This is a genomic window from Candidatus Poriferisodalis sp. (assembly GCF_965205175.1).
Taxonomy (GTDB): domain Bacteria; phylum Actinomycetota; class Acidimicrobiia; order Acidimicrobiales; family Poriferisodalaceae; genus Poriferisodalis.
In genome coordinates, this window is record NZ_OZ242038.1 from 924141 (window position 1) to 947441 (window position 23301).

General features: G+C 65.9%; 16 protein-coding genes. 13 read left to right on the plus strand and 3 right to left on the minus strand.

Going from position 1 to position 23301, the window contains the following annotated elements:
- Positions 1-146: 146 nt before the first annotated feature.
- The 5 genes from ACOGI4_RS04100 (at position 147) to ACOGI4_RS04120 (ending at position 8928) form a co-directional block, all read left to right on the plus strand.
- Positions 147-3236 (plus strand): insulinase family protein, encoded by a 3090-nt coding sequence (locus tag ACOGI4_RS04100; RefSeq protein ID WP_419842658.1) that lies wholly within the window; start codon positions 147-149, stop codon positions 3234-3236.
- A gap of 123 nt (positions 3237-3359) precedes the next feature.
- Complete coding sequence (locus tag ACOGI4_RS04105) at positions 3360-3593, plus strand: FitA-like ribbon-helix-helix domain-containing protein (RefSeq protein WP_419842659.1); 234 nt, start codon at positions 3360-3362, stop codon at positions 3591-3593.
- A complete protein-coding gene (locus ACOGI4_RS04110) occupies positions 3590-3991 on the plus strand; it encodes a type II toxin-antitoxin system VapC family toxin (protein WP_419842660.1) in 402 nt (133 codons plus the stop codon). Before ACOGI4_RS04105 ends, ACOGI4_RS04110 begins: the two co-directional genes overlap by 4 nt.
- Before the next feature lie 491 nt (positions 3992-4482).
- Positions 4483-5991 (plus strand): fibronectin type III domain-containing protein, encoded by a 1509-nt coding sequence (locus ACOGI4_RS04115; protein ID WP_419842661.1) that lies wholly within the window; start codon positions 4483-4485, stop codon positions 5989-5991.
- A 105-nt stretch (positions 5992-6096) separates the two neighbouring features.
- Entirely contained in the window at positions 6097-8928 is a 2832-nt protein-coding gene (locus ACOGI4_RS04120; RefSeq protein WP_419842662.1) for a cell wall-binding repeat-containing protein, read from the plus strand.
- Between the two features lie 268 nt (positions 8929-9196).
- On the opposite strand, the gene ACOGI4_RS04125 is transcribed toward ACOGI4_RS04120, so the two are convergent.
- Both ACOGI4_RS04125 and truA read right to left on the minus strand, forming a co-directional pair.
- The gene (locus tag ACOGI4_RS04125) at positions 9197-9655 is read right to left on the minus strand and encodes a mobile mystery protein A (RefSeq protein ID WP_419842663.1); all 459 of its coding nucleotides are present in this window, start codon (positions 9653-9655) and stop codon (positions 9197-9199) included.
- Between the two features lie 248 nt (positions 9656-9903).
- Positions 9904-10839, minus strand: coding sequence for a tRNA pseudouridine(38-40) synthase TruA (truA, locus tag ACOGI4_RS04130; protein WP_419842664.1), 936 nt, complete (start codon positions 10837-10839; stop codon positions 9904-9906).
- 105 nt (positions 10840-10944) lie between these two features.
- Here truA and ACOGI4_RS04135 point away from each other — a divergent pair, with 105 nt between their 5' ends.
- The 4 genes from ACOGI4_RS04135 (at position 10945) to ACOGI4_RS04150 (ending at position 15230) form a co-directional block, all read left to right on the plus strand.
- The gene (locus tag ACOGI4_RS04135; protein WP_419842665.1) at positions 10945-12666 is read left to right on the plus strand and encodes an N-acyl-D-amino-acid deacylase family protein; all 1722 of its coding nucleotides are present in this window, start codon (positions 10945-10947) and stop codon (positions 12664-12666) included.
- Between the two features lie 121 nt (positions 12667-12787).
- Positions 12788-13234: a 50S ribosomal protein L13 gene (gene rplM / locus ACOGI4_RS04140; RefSeq protein WP_419843086.1), complete on the plus strand. Its 447-nt coding sequence runs from the start codon at positions 12788-12790 to the stop codon at positions 13232-13234.
- A gap of 92 nt (positions 13235-13326) precedes the next feature.
- Positions 13327-13719 carry a 30S ribosomal protein S9 gene (gene rpsI, locus ACOGI4_RS04145; protein ID WP_419842666.1) on the plus strand — a complete coding sequence of 131 codons (393 nt, stop codon included), beginning with the start codon at positions 13327-13329 and terminating at the stop codon, positions 13717-13719.
- A gap of 56 nt (positions 13720-13775) precedes the next feature.
- Entirely contained in the window at positions 13776-15230 is a 1455-nt protein-coding gene (locus tag ACOGI4_RS04150; protein ID WP_419842667.1) for a phosphoglucosamine mutase, read from the plus strand.
- On the opposite strand, the gene ACOGI4_RS04155 is transcribed toward ACOGI4_RS04150, so the two are convergent.
- Positions 15227-16150, minus strand: a complete 924-nt coding sequence (locus ACOGI4_RS04155) for a catechol 2,3-dioxygenase (protein WP_419842668.1) — start codon at positions 16148-16150, stop codon at positions 15227-15229. The two genes, ACOGI4_RS04150 and ACOGI4_RS04155, sit on opposite strands and share 4 nt — an antisense overlap.
- Before the next feature lie 220 nt (positions 16151-16370).
- On the opposite strand from ACOGI4_RS04155, the gene ACOGI4_RS04160 reads away from it, so the two are divergent.
- From ACOGI4_RS04160 to alr, 4 genes are read left to right on the plus strand one after another with little or no spacing between them, the layout of a single operon-like run.
- On the plus strand, positions 16371-20177 hold the full coding sequence (locus tag ACOGI4_RS04160) for an SIS domain-containing protein (protein WP_419842669.1): 3807 nt from the start codon (positions 16371-16373) through the stop codon (positions 20175-20177).
- A complete protein-coding gene (locus ACOGI4_RS04165; protein ID WP_419842670.1) occupies positions 20174-20542 on the plus strand; it encodes a holo-ACP synthase in 369 nt (122 codons plus the stop codon). The genes ACOGI4_RS04160 and ACOGI4_RS04165 overlap by 4 nt, the downstream gene beginning before the upstream one ends.
- Complete coding sequence (locus ACOGI4_RS04170) at positions 20539-22002, plus strand: NAD(P)H-hydrate dehydratase (protein ID WP_419842671.1); 1464 nt, start codon at positions 20539-20541, stop codon at positions 22000-22002. The genes ACOGI4_RS04165 and ACOGI4_RS04170 overlap by 4 nt, the downstream gene beginning before the upstream one ends.
- On the plus strand, positions 21999-23300 hold the full coding sequence (gene alr / locus ACOGI4_RS04175; protein ID WP_419842672.1) for an alanine racemase: 1302 nt from the start codon (positions 21999-22001) through the stop codon (positions 23298-23300). The genes ACOGI4_RS04170 and alr overlap by 4 nt, the downstream gene beginning before the upstream one ends.
- The last annotated feature ends 1 nt before the right edge of the window (position 23301 follow it).

The following is a 23301-nucleotide window of genomic DNA, read 5'->3' on the forward strand; positions in this document are numbered from 1 at the left end:
GGAAGGTCGGCAGGGCGGCGGCCCGAGGCTGCTCGCCTGCGGGGAAGTATGCCATTGGTTGGTGCATCTTCCCCGTCGCGCCTCAGCCATCACGAATTCGCCGCCGCGACGTGGCGCCGGCCGTATGGACAGGTACCGTGAGGCACGTGCGGTTAGTGGGAATCTGCGGCGCTGACGCAACGCTGGCCGGCAAGTCTCGCCGGCACCGGCTCGCAGCCGCGCTGTTCGCGTTCGTGGTGCTGGCGACAGCATGTGCGCCCGACGGCCCAGACGCAGGCCTCGGCGCTGATCAGCCAGATGGCGCCCTCGGTGCTGCCGCCACCTCCACAACCTCTGCCGCCGATGGTCCCGCGACGACCGAGACAACCGCCACATCCCAAGTCGCTGACGAGTCTGCGCCGGACGGCGGCGACGAACCGGGAGGCAACGGCGAACCAGAAGGCGCAGACGAACCTGTGCAACCCGGCGCCCGGGCCGATCTGGGTGCATTCAACGACTACGACCCGACCGACCTCGACGACACACCGCTGCCGATCGACCCGGAGGTCCTGCTCGGCCAGCTGGCAAACGGTCTTTCCGTGTACCTGCGCTCGAACGACTCGCCGGGCGAGTCGATGGTCATGCATCTGGTCGTCAATGCCGGTGCCGTCTTGGATCCGCCGGGGAAGGAAGGCACAGCCCACTTCTTGGAGCACATGCTGTTCAACGGCACCGAGCGCTTCTCCAAGAACGAGCTGGATCAAGCACTGCGTGACTTGGGCACCGACTTCGGCCCCGATTTGAATGCGTATACGAGCGCGGATGAGACCGTCTACACCCTCGAGTTCGTGCTGGACGATCCCGAGGTGCTCGACACTGCGTTCACCGTGCTGTCGCAGTGGGCGTCGGCAGCGACGATCCTGCCTGCAGACGTGGAGGACGAACGCGGCATCGTCCTCGACGAGTACCGGCTGCGGGACGAGTCAGCGGACGGTCGCATCTCCAATTTCTTGAATGAGATCTACTACCGAGGAACGGTGTACGAGGGCATGCTCGTCGGTGGCAGCGAGGCGTCCAATTCGACGCTGAGCGCCGAAGACCTGCGGGCCTTCTACGACACGTGGTACCGGCCCGACAACATGGCCCTCGTAGTGGTTGGCGATCTGGACGTGTTCCAGATGGAAGCACTCGTGGCCGAGCACTTCTCCGACCTCGAAGCGCGCACGCCGTCGGCACCTCCGCAGCCGGACCGGAGCACGTTCACGGTGCAGTTCGTAGACGAACCACTCGCCGCGGTGGTCACCCATCCCGATCACGGCGGCAAGTACGTCTCGCTGGACTGGCAGCTGCCTGCATGGCCGGAGGACACCGTGGGCGGCGAGCGGCTGCGGATCATGGAAGACCTGATCGCGCTGATGGCCGACATTCGACTGGACGCTGCGTTCCGGGCAGGCCTCATGGCGCAGGCCACCGAGCCTCACTTTGCGGCGTTCGCGGCGGCCCGAGGATTGCGCCTGTACGGCACGAACTACCAAGGGCCGGATTTGATTCAGGCCACGACCGATTACTTGTCGGTGATCGGGGGCGCGGCGCATTTCGGCTTCACGAGCGACGAGCTGGAGCAGGCCGTCGATTCGCTGCGGACGTCGCTGCAGCTCCAGCTCGACACGGCCGAGACGCTTCAGGACAAGGAGCTCGCTGCCGGATACGCCGGATACTTCCTGAGCGGTGCCGACATCTCGTCGATCGCTGACCGAGTCGAGCGACAGACCGCTCTGCTGGAGTCGTACTCGGTGGAGGAGCTGACGGCGCATCTGCGCTGGGTGCTCGATCGGGCCCCGCCGCTGTTGGTGTCGATCGGGTCGGCGCCGTCGGAGGTGCCCACTGCGCAGGAGCTGCTCGAAGCGGTCGACGCCGCGGTGCCGCTGGCACCGCCGGAAGCGGAGGCGGCGGTAGCGAGCCTGATGGAGCGACCCGCACCGGTAGCGCCTGCAGGCGAGGCCGCGGTGGACCTGTTCGACGATGCCTACGAGTGGCGGTTCCCCAACGGCGCTCGTGTGGTGTTCGTGCCGTCTGAGATTGCAGCGGGTGTGGTGAACGTGGTCGCAGAGAGCCTGGGCGGCTGGTCGACGCTGTCCGTCGGCGACTCGGCGCTGGTGCGCCATGCGGCCGCAGCAGTGGCTGCCAGCGGGGTCGGGGACATCTCGCCGACCCAGCTCGACGAATACCTAGCCTCGACCGCGGCTCGGGTCGCCCCGTTCATCGCCGAGCTCTCAGAGGGCTTCTCGGGCCAGTCCGGCGCCGATGATCTTGAGGTGTTGTTCGCCTTGATGCATCAGTACGTCACCCAGCCAAGGGTTACCGAGGTGGCTGTTGGCGAGCAGGTCCAGGCCATGACCAACCGGCTTGCCAACGCGGAGGCCGTTCCCCAGTGGATCTCGGAGCTGGCGCTGCTGTCCGCGCGCTACCAAGGCAGCCCGTGGTATCAGTTCATTGCCACGCAACCGCAGATCGATGCCACCACGGCAGACTCACTGCTGAGCCTGTACCGAGAGCGGCTGGGCGACGTGGACGATCTGGTGGTGGTGGTGGTCGGCGACGTGGGCCGCGCCGCTGTGGCCGACCTTGCAGCGCGCTACATCGGCACGCTACCGGCGGGACCGCCGGACACGTTTGCGGTCCGCCGTCCGGACTTCCCCGCTGGTGTGCAGCGCATCACCGTTCCGGTGGACGCCGATGCGGGTGCTGCGGGCTTTGACGTCGTGTTCGGCGCGACGGCGCGGGTGGACACTGCGTCGGCAGTCGTTGGTGATGTCGCTCAGGCCGTGATCAACGATCTGCTTACCGTGCGGGTGCGCGAAGAGCTCGGCGACGCCTACTCGGTCTATGCCTCCGTGACGCCGAGCCATGAGCTCGGCAGCTGGGAGGGCCGCATCACCTCCACGGGAGCTTCAGAAGGTCTCGAGGCGGGTCACGCGCGGGTGATCGAGATCTTGACGGAGCTGATCGCCGAGGGTCCCACTGGGCGCGATCTCGCACAGGCCATCGCCGTTGTGCGAGACGACTACGTGCTGGAGTCCAACTCGGAGATCATCGAATCGCTTCTGCACCGACATCACCTCGATGACGCAGACGTGGCGACCCCTGCCCAGCGCCGTGCCGCGCTGGAGGACGTCACCGCGGCCGATGTGCAGCGGTTCATCGCGCTGCTGTTCGATCTCGACGATCGCATCGAAGTCTTCCGCACCGCCCAGTAGCCCGCCGTGCCGGTCCGGCAAGCGGTGCCGAGCAGGCCCAGCGCAGGACTTCATCCGCATGGCATGCCATCGTGGTGCAGCGATCATGCCGAATAGAGGCTATCTTCATGCTATGGTACGCCTATGCCGAACCTGCAGGTCAAGAACATGCCTGAACATCTGCACGAACGACTCCGGCGGCACGCCCGAGAACGCAACCGTTCGATGAGCGCCACAGTGATCGAGGCCATCGAGCAGGAGCTCGACAGACACGAGTGGCGCAAGAGATTGGCGCAGCGGCCCGAGACCGACCTCGGCACGGACGCGGCCGGCCTGCTCAGCGAGGAGCGAGTGCTGCGAGATGCTGAACGCCAGTGACGCGCTATGTGCTCGATGCGTCGGCCGCGGTGGAGTATCTGCTGCGTACACCACTCGGGCTGGCGCTGGCCGACACGATCTCCGACGCTGAGCTGGCAGCCCCTGATCTCGTCGATCCCGAAGTCCTCTCCGTGCTTCGGCGAGCCGTGCTTCAAGACCGCCTGTCGCTGGAACGGGCGACTATGGCGGTTGACGATCTGGTGCGAATGCCGCTTCAGCGCATTCCCGCCAGCGGGCTGGCGCGTCGTGCATGGCGGTTTCGAGAAAGCGTCAGCGCGTACGATTCCTTCTACGTGGCGGCGGCCGACGCTCACGGCGCTCCACTGCTCACCACCGACGGCCGCCTCGCTCGCGCGCCAGCCTTGGGAATCGCCGTTCAGCATCTCCGGGTCGCCTGAGGCTGACAGACTGGCCGCTGGACGCGCAGCTCCCCTCGCTGCGCTCAGCGTGTCTCGGCGCGGCCCGCTTGCCACCCCCACCGGCGAAACAGGCGCGTGCATCTCAAGCCTGCTACCATCAGCCGCGATGCTCACGCCAACGGTTGGAACCCCACCGCGCGGTTCCTTCACGCGTGCCTCGATGGCTGTCATGGCGTTGGCCACGGTTGTGCACCTCGGCCTTGCTTCGGCAGCGGCACAAGCCGTCCCCCCCCCCCCCCTTAGAGCCTGACAGTCCGGCAGGCGCTGCGTTCGACGCGCCTACAGCAGGACCCGACGACCGAAGCTCCACCGTCGGCAACGTTCATCATGGTGCTGTGCCGGCGCCCGGCGAGCAAGCTGACAACGCAGTTCAGCACATCAGCATCTCTGTGTATTCCTGCGGTCGCGCAGGCAGTCACGGAGCTAGTCAGACGGAACTCAAAAAATCTGTCAGCAAGATGCAGCGGGATGTGGCCAGATTCTATCGCGAACAGAGCAATGGCAAAGTCGACCTGCGGTTTGTCGAGGGAACCGCATTCGCAGTTCCTTCCGAACAATTGAAGGATGAGAACCTTTACGACTTGGTGTTCGAAAACAAGGGCCGATTCGGAACCTGTGAAAGCGCATTAGTCAACGACATGAAGGTCGACCGAGACTACATTCTTCTCATGGATATACCCGTATCTGAACGGTTTCGGTGGTTCTGGGAGGACGGCGGCGGCGGCATTGCGCAAATGAACGATGGCCGTCGTCGCATCGTAATGGTCACTCAAGACCGGTTTCGGGCAGGCAATTGCAACAACGGGAATTTTTGGGATCAGTTTCGACCATCAAAATGGTATTCTGCTGAGCAGCATTTCTTAACGATCGTTGCTCATGAGATAGGTCATGCATACTTCCATTGGAGTCATCCTTGGGATTATGAGCCCGAACTTGACGACAGTCATTCAATGGAAGGCCTCATGTCCTACTGCCGTAAGGGTGGAAAGGTGGATCTGAGACAAAATGCCCATGTTGTATGTCATCATAAAATCATCTCGGGGTGGATTAGCCCATCTGCAGATTGTCCGTTGCCAAGACTGAATCGTCCTCTGCCGCCAGCTATCCAGCAAGTGTTGCCCAGAAGCGGCGGCTTCACTGTAGTATGGTGGCAGCCAAATGCTGTCGATAACTCGAATATTACCGGATTTCGCATATCATGCACGCGAACGGGCACGCAGCGCACAAGGCAAGAAATTCGTTGGCGCTGGGTAACCAATAACTATTGCATTACGACCGTGAGCTACGCGCAAGCGCGAGCTGCCGCCAGAGCAAATGTCGCCTCTGACCAAGGTAATTTTGCGGCAACGATTTTCGGACTAGACAATGCTACTACGTATGAAGTTGCTGTCCAAGCAATTGGCAAGGGTGGTGCCTATAGTAGCGATACTAGTGCCTGGTATAGTGCTGACGCTCAGGCTTGGCTGCAAGGGCATTATAGCTTTTTGTCTCCATCATGGAAGGTGAATCCGCGGGCTCCGCGGTGTCCAACGGTTGTCGATGATGAGCCGGCTCTCGGGGATCGTCTCGGAGGATACACTTGGTTCGAGCCGCCAGCTTGGGCCAGCCAATCTGGTCATGGTCGGAACGGCTTCCGCTTTACCCTCGCCGTCGGCAATAGTAGCGCTGCCGAATTCGACAATTGGGCAGAGTGGGACTTTGGTTCGGTAACCGGAGAGTGCCAGCTTCAGGCGTGGGTTCCGGCGCATTGGGCCACTGCACACGTGCGGTACGACATCTTTGTGGACAACAAATACATTCGCTCTCGATGGCTCGATCAGGCGCGCACGGCTGGAAGATGGGGCGATCTCGGAACTTGGGATCTCAACGGTCACGTCAAAGTGAGAGTTTACGATACCACAACTCAGGACGATTACCGTGACGTCGGCGCGTCGTCAGCCCGGCTTGCTGCGGACGCGCTCCGGCTGCTTCCGAAATGAGGCTTGCCATGACTTCAATGAGGCTTGCCATGACTTCCTGTTGGAGGAAGCCGATCTCGTGCATACCAAAATTTGCTGAAACACTACCTAGTTTAGAGGACCAAGATGCATCGACCGCGTAACCCTGGCGCGCGTGATTCTAGCGCAAATTCGCCGAATCAGACAGTATTCGAATGGCGCAGACAAATTTTGTCATCGATTGTGGCGCATCGGCTTCACCGACGTGTCGCTGCAGTTGCGCTCTGCCTGTTGCTAGCGGCGGGCGGAATCGTCTTGTTGCCTGCGACACCAGTTTCGTCATCTAATGGCGATCATTCTGTCGGATCTTCGACGATCTCATGGAAGCGCTATGCCGGTGCAGATCGATACAGCACTTCCTTGGCTATAGCGGAAGCCGTCGCCGCTGACGCCGGCGGTCGCCTCAACTCGATCGTCATGACTTGGGGACACAGGCAATATCATTGGAGAGAAGGCATTGTAGCTTCCTCGCTAGCTGGCCGCCTGAGCACCGCGATGTTGCTTACGCCTCCGACGGGGCTTCGGGCGGATGCCTTGGAATTTATGCGGCGCGTCGGCGTATCCAAAGTACTCGTTGTGTATGAAGCAAGCCCGGACGCACGCATTATGCCAGAATGCTGCCTTAACCAGAATTTGCCGCTGTTCTCGGCATTAGAATTGGCTGGCTTCGAGGTGTTGCACATCGCAGGACAATTCAGTAGCGATAGTGCAATGGATGCTGCAGAATATGCCGGGCCGCCGGGTTCACTGGGTCAATTGGGCAAGACCGTTATCGTGACGGCGGCGGAATCTCGGGCGTACGCGGATGCATTGGCGTCTGCGCCACTGGCTGCCCATGCGAATCTTCCAATCCTATTCGTTTGGCGTGATATGTTGACTGACGGATGGTACCTGCACGACTATGTCGACACAGCAGGAATAGACCATGCGATACTCGTCGGGGGATCGGCAGCGATATCACAAAGAGTCGAGGACGCAATTCGCAAACGTGGAATCACCGTAAGTCGAATAGCGGGTTCGGACCGATATGACACCGCAGTCAAGATGGCGCAGTTTATGGCGAAACATGCCAGGGGAGGCTGCTTCGGCGGTGCAGCTGTCGGCGTGGCGCGCGGGGATGTTCCTTTCGATTCGCTCAGCGCAGGACCCTTGCTCAGTCGACTGTGTGCACCGCTCGCCCTCGTGGACCGCCATGGCATGCCGTCAGTCACGGCTTCCTTCCTTGATTCTGTGCGTCGGGCCCACGGTACAAACAAGCTATCGATCTTCGGCGGTGACGCCGCCGTGCCGGACCTATCTCTCGACATCTATCGTAGCAATATCGAATGGTACGGCAATATTGATCCCGGGGCCCCAGCTCTACTTGCAACCGGCGCCGACTTCTCGCCTCCGCCTCTCGTAACCAGCTCCGGCGCCGTCACCGTTTCAGTCGATCTCTGTGGTTCGTCCGCTTCGCAACATCTGAATCAAACGTCGTTGAGCAGTTATATATCTCAGCTGCAGACGGTCGCAGAATTCTATCGTGTTCAGAGTGGCAACAAATCTAGAATAGAATTTGTGGCCGGCAGAATATTGTTGCCTACACGCGATTTCGATGACGCACCGTTTGAATGGAGTCGGCAATCGTTAGATAAGTGGATAGAGAAAGGCAATGATGACGCCCACAATATCTCCGACGGGGTAGAGGAACAACGTTATCCTGATCCATGTAGGTCAGAGGCATTTCGCCGCTCCGGTGAATCTACTCTGACGCGATATTATTCGGAGCAGTCGCCAACACTGATTCTTGCAGATGTCGGAGTCAGTCGGACTTGGGGATACGCCTCCTTGAAGCATAGATGGTCGGTGACAGCAATCCCAGAGCGGTACCCTTCTCGAACACCGTACACCCGTTACGATAGATTCTTCTATACCGTGGCGCACGAGTTGGGTCACGCATTGTATTCTTGGTGTCACCCTTTTGGTTCACCCGCGAAATATGGATGCGAACTGCCCCAAAGACGGGGAAACGACGATCTCAGGGGTCTCATGAGCCACCCCGCTAGGGGTGCAATACTCGGCTTCGGTTCAAACATTCCAGAATCTCCGCGAGCCTACGTAGCATGCCATAACCGGGTGCGTCAGGGATGGGCGGAATGGATCAATGACAATCAATGTCGGAATTTCGGCGAGGGAACGAGAAATGATGACGACGATAGGACGACGTCGCCGCCTAGCACTACCACCACGACTACCAGTACTACAACTACCACAACCAGTACTACAACTACCACAGCCAGTACCACAACCACGCCGTCACGAACCGCCCGGCAACGTGAAGTGAGGATTTCTTGGGGTCAGTATGCGAATGACCGGCCCGGCTGTTCGGGGAACCGATGCAGATACCTTGACTACGATTTTATCGGTGATTGGGGATCAGCACCGTATACAACCGAATGCTGGATCGTGGGCCGTCGTACCTTCGGTCCGTTTGAATGGCGCAGTCTTGACCCGACGAAGAGTTGCTATTATTCGGGCAGCAATGGCGCCGTATACGTTGTGGTGGAAGGTGTACAGTCGAATCGGCTTTCGTTTGCTTCCAGCCGAACGACGACTGCTACAACGACTCCGACGAACCGTTCTCCCATCACGTTATCTGTGGGTGACAGCGCCCGGGGTGAAGATGGCTGTTCAGTTGCGGCCTGTCGCTGGCTGCACGTGTCGATCGACGAGAGCGTCATCGGCCCTGGGCCGCACTTGTTGCTTTGCTGGAATGAGGCAGATCCTCGGTACGGACTGCGACGGGAGGCGTGGAATTCACGCTCGGCAGTCCTCGTCAGCGGCGTCAGAGCCAACAGAGAATGTTATTTTGGATTCCCGGGTACTCGTGTGTGGGTAACGGTTGGTGGGCATGCTTCGAATGTCATTGTGTGGCCGTGACCTTGATCGACGCTGGCAAATGGCATTTCAACTGACACGAGTGGCTAATGAGATCGGCGCGGAGGCATGAGATCGACCACAGCAGAGACACAGCTGCTCGCCGAGGAGCGTGTTTGCCCAGGACTGCGGTTGATGAGCGCCCGAGCGACGCGATCACCGGCGTCGTTCAGGTCGTCACGGGTGACGATGTGGCTGAGCAGCAAACCTTGGCGATCTTCTTCCGACAGCGGAGTGCGGCCGTCGTGGCCGCGAGGAGGGCGCGGCTCGCTCAACGGCTGCGGTCTTCGGTCCACAGCCCTTTTCGTTCGACCAGGTCGCTGGCGAGTTCCTCAATCTGCTGAGCGAGGTCGCGTTCGGTGGGCACCTGATCCTCTAATCGGGCGTGGTGCGCGACACTGCGCAGATGTTCGGCTGCGCGCCGTCCGGCTTGCGTGGTGACGCAGTTCTCGAGGCTGGTGCGTGGAACGAGCGCATATACGAGATCGCAGTCCATTGCGTGGGCGATGCGCTCGAGGGTGCTGAGCTTGAGGGTCATGTGCTGCTCGCTGCGTTCGATTGCGTACACGCGCTGAGGACTCACCCCCATGCGCTGCGCAAGATCCGCGCTGGTCATGCCGAGAGCATCGCGCAGTGCTCGAATCCAGCCTTTTGCCGGGCGCGTGATGTCGACAACCCGCGCGAGACGCTCATCCAAGCGCCGCCTGGCGATTGCTCGTTGGTTCCGCATGGCAAGTCCTTACTCAGATCGGCAGCGTGTCGTGCATGCCACACACCATGTGCACTATATATGCATAGGTTTTTCGACCATGAACTGCAATAGATATATCACATCTGGCATCTGCGTCCGCGCGCTGGCAAACTCGGCGGGCCTGCTGAAGCTGTCGACAGGTCACAGGCTTGAGTAGGGCCGAAGACACCTGATGCGGGCGCATGCTGCGACTGCGGCTGCGACCGCGACTGACGAGGTCCGCGGTCTCATGGGGTGGTATCGGGGTAGCGGACGGCGACCAGGGTGAGCCCGTGGGGTGGCGCGATGGGTGCCGCCGCGTTTCGGTTGCGGGCCGTCAGAACGGCTGGCACGTCGCTGGCAGCGCTGGTGCCGCGCCCTGCTGCCACGCACTGGCCCACGATTGCTCGCACCATCTGGTGGCAGAACGCGTTGGCCTCGATCTCGAACAGTAGACGCGCGCCTTGCGCGGTCCAGATGGCGCGCGTCACGTTGCGCACCAGCGACGCGTCCAGGCAACCCTTGGGCCGGCGGCAGAACGAGGTGAAGTCGTGCTCGCCCACGAAGCAGGCTGCAGCGGCGTTCATCTGGCCGAGGTCCAGCGGCGCGGCGATGTGCCATTCCAGATCGCAGTAGCGGGGATCGGGATGCGTGGCGTTGCGGACGCGGTACTCATAGGCGCGGGCGACTGCCGAGCGGCGAGCATCGAAACCGTCATCGACGAATGACGCTGTGGTCACCGCGATCTCGGGCTGCAGCAGGCGATTCAGCGAGCCGGCCAGCCGGTCCAGCCTGCAGCGCCCGCCGAGCTCGCCGGCCCGGACGGCGCATCGCTCGGCTGAGCACGACGTTGCAGCATCAGGCGCATCATGGGCATCGCCGTCTGTATTCGGGTTGCTTCTGCGCTCAGCGCGGGTCGCACGGCGCAGTGCTTCGCCGCTGAGTCGGAACGACACCACTTGGCCGGTCGCGTGCACACCGGCATCGGTGCGGCCGGCCACCGTCAGCGCGGGCGACTCGCCCAAGACCTGCTCCAGCGCAGCGCTCAACTCGCCGGCGACCGTGCGCACGCCCGCGTTGGCTGCAAAGCCGCGGAAGGCCGTGCCGCGATAGCGAACATCCAAGCGCACCGTCCGGCACGCCGCAGAGGCTGCGTGCAGTGCAGATTCGTCGCGCGGTGACACCAGACGCCCCTACTTCACTGGCCCCCTACCCCGCCAGCACGCTAGCTTGAGCTACAGCCTCGCAGCGACTGGGCCGCGAGGCCACTGGCGAGGGGGACAGGTCACGTGCTCGACACCAGGATTGCAGGCGGCACCATCATCGACGGCACCGGGGCGCCTCGTGCCCAGGGAGACATCGGCATCAGCGACGGGCGCATCGTGGCCGTGGGCGACGAAGCGGTGCGGGCCGCCGGCGCAGCGCAGCGCACCATTGACGCCTCCGGGTTGGTGGTCGCTCCTGGCTTCGTCGACATCCACACGCACTTCGACGCGCAGGTCTTCTGGGATACCACGCTGTCGCCGTCGCCGCTGCACGGCGTCACCACCGTGATCGGCGGCAACTGCGGCTTCACGATTGCCCCGCTGGAACCCGACCACGGCGACTACCTGATGCGAATGCTCGCCCGAGTCGAAGGCATGCCGCTCGCGTCGCTGCAGCAGGGCGTGCCGTGGGACTGGCGCAGCTTCGGCGAGTACCTCGACGCCATCGAGGGCACGTTGATGCCCAACGCCGGGTTCCTCGTCGGTCACAGTGCGTTGCGCCGTGTGGTGATGGGCGAACGCTCCGTCGGCCACGAGGCCACGCCCGACGAACTGGATTCCATGAAGCGGATGCTGGCCGACTCCATTGCCGCCGGCGGGCTGGGCTTCAGCTCATCGTGGGCCAAGACCCACAACGACGCCGCGGGCGAGGCCGTTCCCTCGCGCCACGCCACGCCCGCTGAGCTGATCGAGCTGTGCTCGGTGCTGCGAACGACCCCGGCCGTGGCGCTCGAGTTCATCCCCACCATCGAGCACTTCGACACCGACGTGTACCAGCTGCTCGCCGACATGTCCACCGCGGCGGACCGCCCGCTGAACTGGAACGTGATCTTCGCCAACGGACGCCACAGAGACGTCATCGCCCAGAAGCTGGAGGCCAGTGACTACGCGGCGCGCCAAGGCGGACGCGTGGTGGCCCTGACGGCCCCGATGCCGGCGGTCAGCCGCCTGTGCTTCGAGAGCGGCTTCCTGCTCGACACGCTGCACGGCTGGGCCGAGCCGATGGCGCTCGCGCCGGCCGACAAGCTGGCGCTGCTGGCCGACCCGCGCCGCCGTGCCGAGCTGAACGAACTCGCGCAGCAGCCGAGCGCGTTCCGGGGCGTGGCCCGCTGGGAGCGGCTCACGGTGGGCGAGGTCACCAAGCCTGAACTGACGCACTTGGAGGGTCGCACGATCGGAGACATCGCCGACGAGCAGGGAGTCTCGCCGTGGGATGCGCTGTGCGACCTCGTGGTGGCCGACGACCTCAAGACCGGCCTGTACCCGCGTGCAGCCGGAGACGACGACGACAGCTGGGCACTGCGCCAGGAGCTGTGGAATGACGACCGCTGCGTGATCGGCGCGTCGGACGCAGGTGCTCACTTGGACTTCTTGGCGACGTTCAACTACTCGACCTACTTGGTGGCCGCCGCCCGCGACCGCCAGATGCTCGAGCTGGAAGCAGCTGTCCACAAGCTGACCGATGTGCCGGCTCGACTGTACGGACTCGACGGCCGGGGCCGATTGGCCGAGGGCTGGCACGCCGATGTCGTGGTGTTCGACCCCGAGGAGATCGCACCGCGGCCGATCGAGGTGCGCGAAGACCTGCCCGGCGGCACCTGGCGGCTGTACGGCGAGGCCGACGGCATTCACACGGTGCTGGTCAACGGGGAAGTGGCTGTCAGCGACGGCGAGTTCACCGACGCACGCCCGGGTGCGCTGCTGCGGGCCGGCCGTGACACGGTGCCGGTGACGGCGGCGGGCTGAGGCGGCCGGACCGCTACCCGATACCCTCTGCGGGCCGTCCGTCAGGCTGATGCTGCGTGCCGCTGTGCTGTGCCGCCTCGATGCTGACGACGAAGTGACACCACCGCATCGGGAGCCCAGCGTGCGCACCTACGCCCCCAAGGCATCGCAGATCGAGCGCGAGTGGTACGTGGTGGACGCCGAGGGCTTGGTGCTCGGCCGCATGGCCACCGAGGTCGCCAAGATCCTGCGCGGCAAGCACAAGCCCACCTTCGCCCCGTACATCGACGGCGGCGACCACGTCGTGGTGGTGAATGCCGACAAGGTGGTGCTCACCGGCGACAAGGCCGCCAACAAGATGGTGCATCGTCACTCCGGCTACCCCGGCGGCCTGCGCAGCGAGTCCTACGGCGACCTGCTGGCCCGCCGGCCTGCCGAGGCTGTGCGCCGCACCGTCCGAGGCATGCTGCCGCACACCCGGCTGGGCCGAGCCCAGCTGCGCAAGCTGAAGGTGTACGCCGGACCTCATCATCCCCATGCAGCCCAGCAGCCCCAGACGCTCCAGCTGCCCCACGCGCAGGCTCGCTGAGGGCCGCTTGCCGTCTTCCCCGCACCGGACCTGACTCCGTACATCTGACGCTCGACACACTTGCTACACCTGACCAGAAGGACACCGATTCCGTGCCCGTTCCGCTGACGCAGACCACTGGCCGCCGCAAGCACGCCGTCGCTCGGGTTCGGCTGCTGCCTGGCAGCGGCACCATCTCGGTGAATGGCCGCCCGTTCGAGGAGTACTTCACCTCTGCAGTGCATCGCATGGAGATCACGGCGCCGCTGCGGCTCACCGAGGTCGCAGCGAGCTACGACATCAGCGCAACCGTCGGAGGCGGTGGCGTGGCGGGTCAGGCTGGTGCCCTGCGCTTGGGCATCGCCCGCTCGCTGCTGGTGCTCGACCCGCAGGTGCGGCCGACGCTGAAATCCGCAGGCTTGCTCTACCGCGACGACCGCAAGAAGGAATCCAAGAAGTACGGCCTCAAGAAGGCCCGAAAGGCACCGCAGTACTCGAAGCGCTGACGCGGTGCGCCCAAGGCAGTCCTGCCAGTCGAGACGCGGCGAGCGCTCAGGTCGGCGTGGGACCCGCCTTCGGCACCGACGGCGTTCGAGCACAGGCATTCGACGTACTCGACGAAGTCGTGGCCCATGCCATCGGGCGCGCTGCGAACACGGCGCTGTTCGCGGGCAGGCACCCGGCGCGCTGGGTGGTCGGCCGCGACACCCGAGCTTCGGGCTTCGTGCTCGAACGTGCGCTCATTGCCGGCTTGCGCGCGACCGGCGCGGAGGTCACCAGCCTCGGCATCGTGCCGACTCCGGTAGTGGCCTTTGCCGCTCAGCACTTCGGAGCAGCCGGCGCCATGGTCTCCGCTTCGCACAACCCGTGGCGCGACAACGGCGTCAAGCTGTTCGCTGGCGGAGGCGCGAAGCTCAGCGACGAGCAGCAGCGTTCGGTCGCGAGGTGCTTCGACGGCTTGGGGCTGACCCACGGCGACCGACCGGCCGCAGCGGACGTGACACGGCGCGCGCATCGCGGCGCAACACGCGACAACGTGCTTGTCGACGCGGCGTCTACGAGCACGCGGACCCGTGTGGAGGATGCCTATGCGGCATCTCTGCGCGATGCCATCGGCGGTCGCACGCTCGCCGGTGTACACGTGGTGGTGGACGGCGCGAACGGTGCGTGGGCGTCGCTGGCGCCGGCGATCCTGCGACGGCTGGGGGCGCGGGTCACCGCGAAGTTCTGCGAGCCCGACGGCCGCAACATCAACGACGGCTGCGGCTCGGTAAGCCCTGGCGCTGCGCAGGCGGCAGTGCTCGAAGCCGGCGCAGACCTGGGCTTGGCATTCGACGGCGACGGCGACCGGCTGATCGCTGTGGACAGCGACGGACAGCTCATCGACGGCGACCGCCAGATGGCACTGTTCGCGGCCGATCTGGCCGCGCGCGGCCTGCTAGCCGGCAGCACGCTCGTGGTGACGGTGATGTCCAATCTGGGGCTGCGCCGGGCCATGACCGAGGCCGGTATCGCCGTGGTCGAAGCGGCGGTCGGTGACCGCGCGGTGCTTGAAGCGCTGGATGCGGGCCACTACTGCCTCGGCGGCGAGCAGTCAGGCCACATCGTGTTCCGGCACGAAGCCACCACCGGCGACGGACTGCGCAGCGCCGTCCACTTGGCCGACCTCGTGGCGCGGCGGTCCACCGGCGATGCGCCGCAGACGAGCGCCGAGCTGGCGTCGGGCGCGATGCAGTCCGCGCCGCAGGTGCTGCGCAGCGTGCCTGCGGCGCCAACGTCACTCGACGACGCAGCCCGCCAGGCAATCGAAGACATCGCTGCCCGAGCCGGCGCTGGTCAGGCTGGCGCCGGTCAAGCCGGTTCTGGGGCTCGTGTGCTGGTGCGCGCCAGCGGCACCGAGCCGGTCATCCGCGTCATGGTCGAGGCGCCGACCGAGCGCGAGGCGCACGCTCTCGCGGATCGGCTCGTCGCGGTGGTTGCCGGCGACCAAGCCGCGGCACGCCGGGTGCCGGTCTAGGTGTAGACGTCCAAGAACGCCTCGTTGAGCCGACGATCCACGTAGAACACGCCCTTGCCGAGCTGCTCGGCATCCCACGTCCGCTGCGGGACGTCCGGGTAGTGGATGTAGCCGCCGGAGAACACCTCGTTGCGGTTGCCCGACGGATCCCAGAAGTAGATCGTCTGGCCGCGGGTGATGCCGTGACGGGTCGGCCCGATGTCGACGGGGATGTCGTAACGGCTCATCACGTCGCCGGCATGGGCGACATCGTTCCAGCTCTCCAAGTAGAACGACACGTGGTGGAAGATGCCGGGCTTCTCGGCTGCGACGAACGCAACGTCGTGGGCCTTGTTTGCGCAGGTGAGGAACGGTGCGATGTAGGAACCGTCGGGCGCCTTGACCACCTCGGAGACTTCGAAGTCCAGCACTTGGGTGAACAGCTCGACGGTCTCCGCGATGTTCGGGCCGTACAGCAGGCAGTGGTCCATCCGGGTGGCGCGCATGCCGCGGGGCTCCTCGTCCCACACGTCGGGGTTGTGCGTCGGCGGCGTCTTGTCGGCAATGGCCATGTCGGCGTACAGGTGGATCGTGTGCCCGGCCGGAATGCGGAAGCTGACCACTCGGCCGAGGCCGGGCTGTGATCCCGGCTCAAGATGTTCGACGTCCACGTCGTGCGCGTACAGCCGGTCGGTCAGCTCGCTGAGATCCGCGTCGTTGCGCACCTTGAAGCCCATGAAGTCCATGCCCGGCTGGTCGGCCGGCCGCAGGATGACGCTGTGATGGTCGAACTCGTCGTATGCCTTGAGGTACACGCGCCCGTCGTCGCCGGTGCCGACCACCGACAGACCGACTCGGTCCCGATAGTGGACGATGGATCCCTCCACGTCGGTGCAGCGAATCTGGACGTACCCAGCTCGCATGACTCCCCTGATCGCCATAGCGACCCCCCTTGTGAGTGCTGTGTTGTGCGCCGCGCGTGCGCGGCTAGCTACATCTAAGCACGCTGTCGCCTCCCGCGCCGCTGCAGCCGAGCGCGCCGCACCCGCGCAGGCCGACGTAGATCTCATCACGCGGCCACCAATCCGGCCACTCCGCTGGCGTTGCGCCCGACGGATGGCTCGTCGGGTGCTCGGTACCCTCGCTGATGTGTGCGGGATTGTGGCTGTCGTCACCCGCCGCGACGACCGAGCGGCGCTGGAAGCAGCCGAGATCGTCCCGTTGCTGCGCGACGCTTCGGACTTGCTCGCCGCTGCAGCGGCCGAGAGCCAGCCGGGCACGCGCGGTGACCGGGCGACGCTGGTGGGACAGCTCGAAGCCGCCGCCGCGGTGCTGCACGCCGCTGACGAGGCGTTGAGGTCGTTGCCCGGTGTGCGACTGCTGGTCGACGACGCGAAGTGCATCTTGGACATCGAGGCTGCGCTGGAGACCATCGACGCGCACATTGGCGAGCTGGAACGTGCCGTCGACGTCATGGCCGGTGACGCTGTCGATACCGCACTTGGTGCGGACGATTCTGTGGCCTCGCTCGCCGGTGATGCCACAGCTAGCGGTGCCGCCGCCGAAGATCAGGGGGCCCGCACCGAGCGCTTCAGTGTCGAGCGCCTCAATGCTGTCTTGAGCGAGGTGAAGGACCATGTCTTCGCGGTGCGTCACGACCGTCTGCGCACCGCCCGCGAGGTGGTCGAGCTGTGGGGCGGCACACCTCCGCAGGCTGCGGTGGGCGGACTCTGGTCGATGCAGGTGGCGCTGTCAGCGCTCGACCGGCTGGAGGTGCGAGGACGGGATTCGGCCGGACTGCAGGTCTTCGTGTGCGGGGCCCGCCTCAGCGACCGTGAGGGCCGTGCCGGCGGCGCATCGAGCGGACGGCTCAATGACCCGCTCTTCGGTGCCGGTGCCGTGCGAGATACCCCCGACGGGCTGGCATTCGTCTACAAGACCGCCTCGGAAATCGGAGAACTCGGCGACAACACTGCCGCGCTGAGATCACAGATTCGCAGCGACAGCCTGCTGCGCCGGGCACTGTGCGGCGAGGGCGTACGGACCGTCGTGCTGGGGCACACCCGATGGGCCAGCGTCGGCATCGTCTCGCTGCCCAACACGCACCCGCTCGGCGCGCGCACAGCAGCGTCGCCCGCACGAGCTGCCAGCGCATCCCACGAAGGCGACCACACTGGTCACATTGCCGCAGTGCTCAACGGCGACGTGGACAACTACGCCGACGTGATCGCCCACCGACGCCTCCAGATTGCGCCCGAGATCACCACCGACGCGCAGGTCATCCCCGCAATGCTGCGCCAGACGCTTGCCGCACGTACAAAGCACGAGCGAGCTGCGGCCGGTCTCGAGCGACTGCGGCGGGCCTTCGGCGATGCGGTGGCAGGCTTCGAAGGGTCGGTGGCCATCGCGGCGCACGTCAGCGAGATGCCGGACACGCTGGCGCTCGCGCTGCGCGGCAGCGGGCAGGCCCTCTACGTGGGCGCGGCGGACTCCGCCTACGTGGTGGCCAGCGAGCCCTACGGCTTGGTGGAGCAGTGCCGCCGCTACGTCCGCCTCGACGGCGACAGCCCGTCGGATCCGACGAATCCGGTAGGAAGCCGCGGCCAGATCATGCTGGTCGGCGCGCCGACGGCACCAGCAAGCGGCCGGCCGGAAGCGACCGACACCATGGCCGACCCGGCGGCAGCGTTTGCGGCGTTGCAGCGCTGCTCCTACGACGGCACACCGCTGCCGCTCGCGCCCCACGACATCGTCGCGGCGGAGGTCACCACCCGCGACATCGACCGAGGCGACTACCCGCACTTCCTGCTCAAGGAGATCAGCGAGGCGCCGCGCTCATTGCAAGCCACGCTGCGCGGCCGCGTCGAGACTGCCGACGGACTGCGGCGTGCTCGGCTGGGGCCCGATGCCCTGCCTGCTGGGGTTCGGTCCAGGCTGCGAGACGGATCGCTGCGCCGCATCGTCGTCATCGGTCAAGGCACCGCAGCGGCCGCGGGGGCGTCCCTGCCGCATTTCGTGGACACGCTCTTGGCGCCGTCGCGAGCGCTGCGCAGCATCGAGGTGACCGCAGCGCTGGCAACGGAGTTCAGCGGTTTCGGCTTGCGGGGCGATCTGAGCGACACGCTCGTCGTGGCCGTGAGCCAGTCCGGTACCACCACCGACACCAACCGCACCGTCGATCTGGCGCGTGCTCGCGGTGCCGCAGTTGTCGCCATCGTCAACCGCCGTGGCAGCGACCTGACCGACCGGGCCGACGGGGTGCTCTACACCTCCGACGGCCGCGACGTAGAGATGTCCGTGGCCTCCACCAAGGCATTCTACGCGCAGGTGGCAGCGTGCGCGCTGCTCGCCGCAGCCGTTGCGGCCGACATTCGCCCCGACGATGCCGAGACGGCGAGTGCGGCCGGCGAGCTGCTCGCTGCGCTGGTCACGTTGCCCGCCGCGCTCGCCGACGTGCTCGGCTTGCACCAAGAGATTGCGCAGATCGCTTGCCGCCATGTCGGCGCGCCCCGCCACTGGGCCGTGGTGGGCAATGGCGCGAACCGGATTGCGTCGCGCGAAGTCCGCATCAAGCTGTCAGAGCTCTGCTACCACGCTGTCGCCGAAGACGGCACCGAAGACAAGAAGCACATTGACCTCTCGTGCGAACCGCTCATCTGGGTGTGCGCGGCGGGCCTCACCGGATCGGTCGCCGACGATGCCGCAAAGGAGGTCGCGATCTACCGGGCGCACCGAGCCACGCCGATCGTGGTGGCCTCGGCAGGCACCGGACGCTTCGAGGCCGCCGCGGAGCTGCTCGAGGTTCCCGCCGTGCATCCAGCCGTGGACTTCGTGCTGGCCACCGCCGCCGGCCACCTGTACGCCTACGAGGCAGCGCTCGCCATCGACGCACTGGCAGAGCCGCTGCGAGAGATGCGTGCCGGCACCGAATCGCTGCTCGCCGCAGCAGACGAACGCAACGCCGACCTGCTGGACGTACTGGCGCAGCGCTTGCATCCCCTGGCGAACCGTTTCGCCGACGGCGTGCGCGCGGGCTGCTACGACGGGCACTTGCGGGCCGGCACAGCGTCGAGCCTCGTCGCGGTGCTCCGCTATGCCCTCGGACGGGCGCCGCTGGAGACGTACCAGGCCGACATGGGCAAGGTGGGGCTGCCCTCTGTGGTGGTCGACGACTTCACCGATGCGCTGAACGTCGCCATAGACGAGCTCACACGCCCCGTGGACACCATCAAGCACCAAGCCAAGACGGTCACCGTCGGCATCTCGCGCGCCGACGAGACGCTGCTGGACTCGATGCTCGTGGCGGCAGCCCTCGAAGCTGGCGCGCCCAGAGACCGCCTGTCCTACTCGGCGCTGCGCAGCCTGGCTGCACTCGACCCGGCCGTGGCCGAGGTCACCGGCTGGTCGCGGTACCGCATCGAAGGCGAGCCGGTATCGGCCAGCAACCCGCAGGTCACGATCTGGCTGACCGACCGGGGCGGCACGGCGCGTGGCGTCGAGTCGCGCACGGTCTCCAGCCCGCAGCTGCGCGGCAGCAAGCACCGTGCCTCCTACGAACGCGAGGTCACTGTGGCGCGCGGCAGCGACAGCCGCACGGTGATTCACATTCCCGAGACGAAGGACGGGACGACCACCGGGCTGACGCTGCTGCACTGCCACTTCGTCGACCGGCTTGCGGCGCCGGCGATGCGCTCCGTGCTGACGGGCTACCGCGGCCGCTACGGGGCGCTCGCCGACGCAGTGACCGAGACGCTCCCCTGGTTCCGCGACGACCTGCTCGGCAGGCTCGACGTGTTCGACCTGCTGACCCGACCGGTCTATGTGCTCGCAGAGCACTGGCTCGGCCGCCACCTTGCCGACGACCTCGGCCACGATGCAGCATCTGGCGCAATCAGCGCCGCAGCGACAGCTGTGGTGACCAGCGAATCCGGCGACCGAGACGCAGTCGCAAAGACGGCGGACGCGTGACTGCTTCGGTCGGGCTCGACATCGTCGACGTCCGGCGGTTCGCGCGCGTGCTCGAGCGGCGCAGCGCCATGCGCTCGCGCTTGTTCACCCCCGCAGAGCTCTCCTACGCCTTGGGGACAGCCGATCCCGACACCCGCCTCGCAGCGAGATTCGCTGCGAAGGAGGCGGTGATGAAGGTGCTGGGCGTCGGTCTGGGCGCCTGCCGCTTCCGCGACATCGAAGTGGCCCGCCAGCCCAACGGTCGCCCGGAACTGGTGCTTCGGGGCCTGGCGGCGCAGCGGGCGACCGCGGCAGGCCTGTCGGCTTGGCAGGTGACGCTGACTCATACCGACGGCGTGGCTGCCGCGATGGTGCTGGCGCAGTGATTCCGATTGTCACGCCGACCGAGATGGCAGCCATCGACGCGACGGCGCCCGAGAGTGTCGAGGTGCTGGTCGGTCGTGCCGGCGCAGCAGTTGCCATCGCCGCGCGTCAGATGATGGGCGGCACCTACGGCCGGCGGGTGCTCGTGGCCGCCGGCACAGGCAACAACGGGGCGGACGGACGTGTTGCGGCCGACGTGCTGACCCGTTGGGGTGCCCGCTGCCGCGTCGCGACGCCGTCCGAGGCGCTTGACCTCGTCTTGGCCGACACGCCGACGCCCGCGGCGGCGACGTGGGACCTCGTCATCGACGCGGCCTACGGCACGGGCCTGCGGGGAGCGTGGGGAGCAGTCCGTCCGCCGGCAGCGGCGGTGCTGGCAGTCGACCTTCCCTCCGGCGTGGATGCGGTGACCGGCTTCGACCACGGGTGCTGGCCCGCCGCCGCGACAGTGACCTTCGGGGCGCTCAAGCCGGGTCTGCTGTTGCACCCCGGCGCCGCACTCGCAGGCGATGTGCAGCTCGCACCGATCGGACTCGACACGGGTACAGCGACGTCGTGGCTCGTCACTGACGCCGACGCCCGCGCTGTGCTTCCCGTCGCCGAACCGACGGCCCACAAGTGGCGACGGGCGGTGCGCGTCATCGCCGGCTCGCCGCAGATGCGTGGCGCCGGGCATCTCGTGTGCGCGGCGGCCCAGCAGGCGGGCGGCGGCATGGTGGTTATCAGCTCGCCGGGACTGCGTGCAGCCGAGGTCGCCCGCCCCGCAGAGGCAGTCGCCCGCGACCTGCCGGCGGGAGACTGGTCGGGGCCGGCGCTGAGCGGCATCGAACGCTTCGGCGCCGCCGTCATCGGACCGGGCATCGGCGCTGATCCCTCGGCGTCGTCGCAGATGGCTCGCTTCATTGCCGAGTGCCCGGTGCCGCTGGTCATCGACGCCGACGCACTCAGCGCGTTGGCGGACTGCCCCGAGTGCCTGAGCGTGCGGACAGCGCCGACCGTGCTGACTCCCCATGACGGCGAGTTCGCCAAGCTCACGGGCAAGCCGCCGGCCGCCGACCGATTCGAGACGGTGCGTCAAGCTGCCAGCGGCCTGGGCGCTGTGGTTCTGCTGAAGGGACCGACGACGCTCGTAGCCGCGCCCCAATCCACCCAGGCTGCATCAACACCTGCACGGTCGGCCGGCGTTCTGGCGGTCACTTCGGGGACTCCTCGATTGGCAACCGCTGGCTCGGGCGACGTGCTTGCAGGCGTGCTGGCAGCGGTGTTGGCAGGAGGCGCGACCTCTCCCGACCTCGTGCCGGCCCGCTCCGCCGCCGCGGCGCACTGGCACGGACGCACGGCCACCTTCGGCGACGACAGCAGCGCCTTCGCGCAGTCGCCGCTCACGGCGATGCGCCAAGTAGAGCGGCTCGGGCAGGTGCGAGCAGAACTCGCTGCCGCTGCGGCAGCGAAGGTGACGTGACGACCGCTTCCGCAGGCCAAGTCGTCGAGTCCAGCAGGCCCGCGGCGCAACGAGACGGCGAAGTCGTAACGCCGCAGCCGCACGAAACCGACACTTCACAGCTGCGTCCGACGTGGTGCGAGATCGACCTGGCCGCGCTGGAGCGCAATCTGGCTGCCATCCGTCGGCACTGCGACGGCGCGCAGGTCATGCCGGTGGTCAAGGCCAATGCATACGGCCACGGCATAGCGCAGGTCGGGCGCGCATTGCAGGCAGCAGGGGTGTCATGCGTGGCGGTCGCCTACGTCGAGGAAGCGCTGGCGTTGCGCAGCGCCGGAGTGACTATCGACATCCACGTTCTGGGCGGTGCCGTCGAACGCCAGATCCCATTGTTCCTCAGCCATCGACTCATCTTCACGGTGCCGTCCATCGACAAGCTGCACCAGATCGACGAAGCAGCTGCGGCTGCAAGCACCACTGCCCGCGCACACCTCAAGCTCGACACCGGCATGGGCCGCATCGGCGTCCGCCCCGACAGCGCAGACGGGCTGTTCGCTGCATCGCTGCGCTGCAGCTCGGTTCGCGTGGAGGGCGTGTTCAGCCACTTCGCCAACGCCGATCGTGCTGATCTGGCCGATGCACGCCGGCAGATCGACCGCTTCAACGAGGCCCTGAGCTTCTACGAACGCCGTTCGCTGCCGACACCGGTCCGGCATATGGCAGCGTCGGCTGCGACAGCTCGCCTGCCCGAGGCCCACCTCGACCTCGTCCGCCCGGGCATCTTGCTGTACGGGGTTGCCACCACGCCGGAGATCGCGGCGGCCGTGGCGACCGAGCCGGTGCTGAGCTGGCACAGCGAAGTGGTGTACTTCAAGGTCCTGCTGCCTGGAGCATCCGTCGGCTACGGCAGCTCCTGGACCGCAGAGCACCAGACGCGAGTGGTCACCTTGCCGGTGGGGTACGCGGATGGATACGCACGCGCTCTCGGTGACCGGTCCGGGCAGCAGCGGCCAACACCCCCCGGCGTTGCGACCGATGAGAGCCCCACACCCGGTCGAGCGACAGCGTCGGCGCATGTGCTGATCGACGGCGTGCCGCACCCCGTCGTAGGCAATGTGTGCATGGATCAAGCCATGGTGGACATCGGCGACGCCAGCGCACACAACGGCGACCGCGTGACCCTGGTGGGTCGTCAAGGCGACCAGTCCGTCACGGTCACCGATCTGGCCGCCTGGTCGGGCCGCAGCCCCTATGAGGTGCTCACCGGCATCTCGCAGCGGGTACCCCGCGTCTACCGCCGCGCCGACGCTTCGCGCTAGA

Bases quoted from the DNA above. Each gene is read 5' to 3' on its own strand.
- ACOGI4_RS04120 (WP_419842662.1), top strand. From the start codon at position 6,097: ATGCATCGACCGCGTAACCCTGGCGCGCGTGATTCTAGCGCAAATTCG.
- ACOGI4_RS04125 (WP_419842663.1), bottom strand. From the start codon at position 9,655: ATGCGGAACCAACGAGCAATCGCCAGGCGGCGCTTGGATGAGCGTCTC.
- ACOGI4_RS04105 (WP_419842659.1), top strand. From the start codon at position 3,360: ATGCCGAACCTGCAGGTCAAGAACATGCCTGAACATCTGCACGAACGA.
- ACOGI4_RS04155 (WP_419842668.1), bottom strand. From the start codon at position 16,150: ATGGCGATCAGGGGAGTCATGCGAGCTGGGTACGTCCAGATTCGCTGC.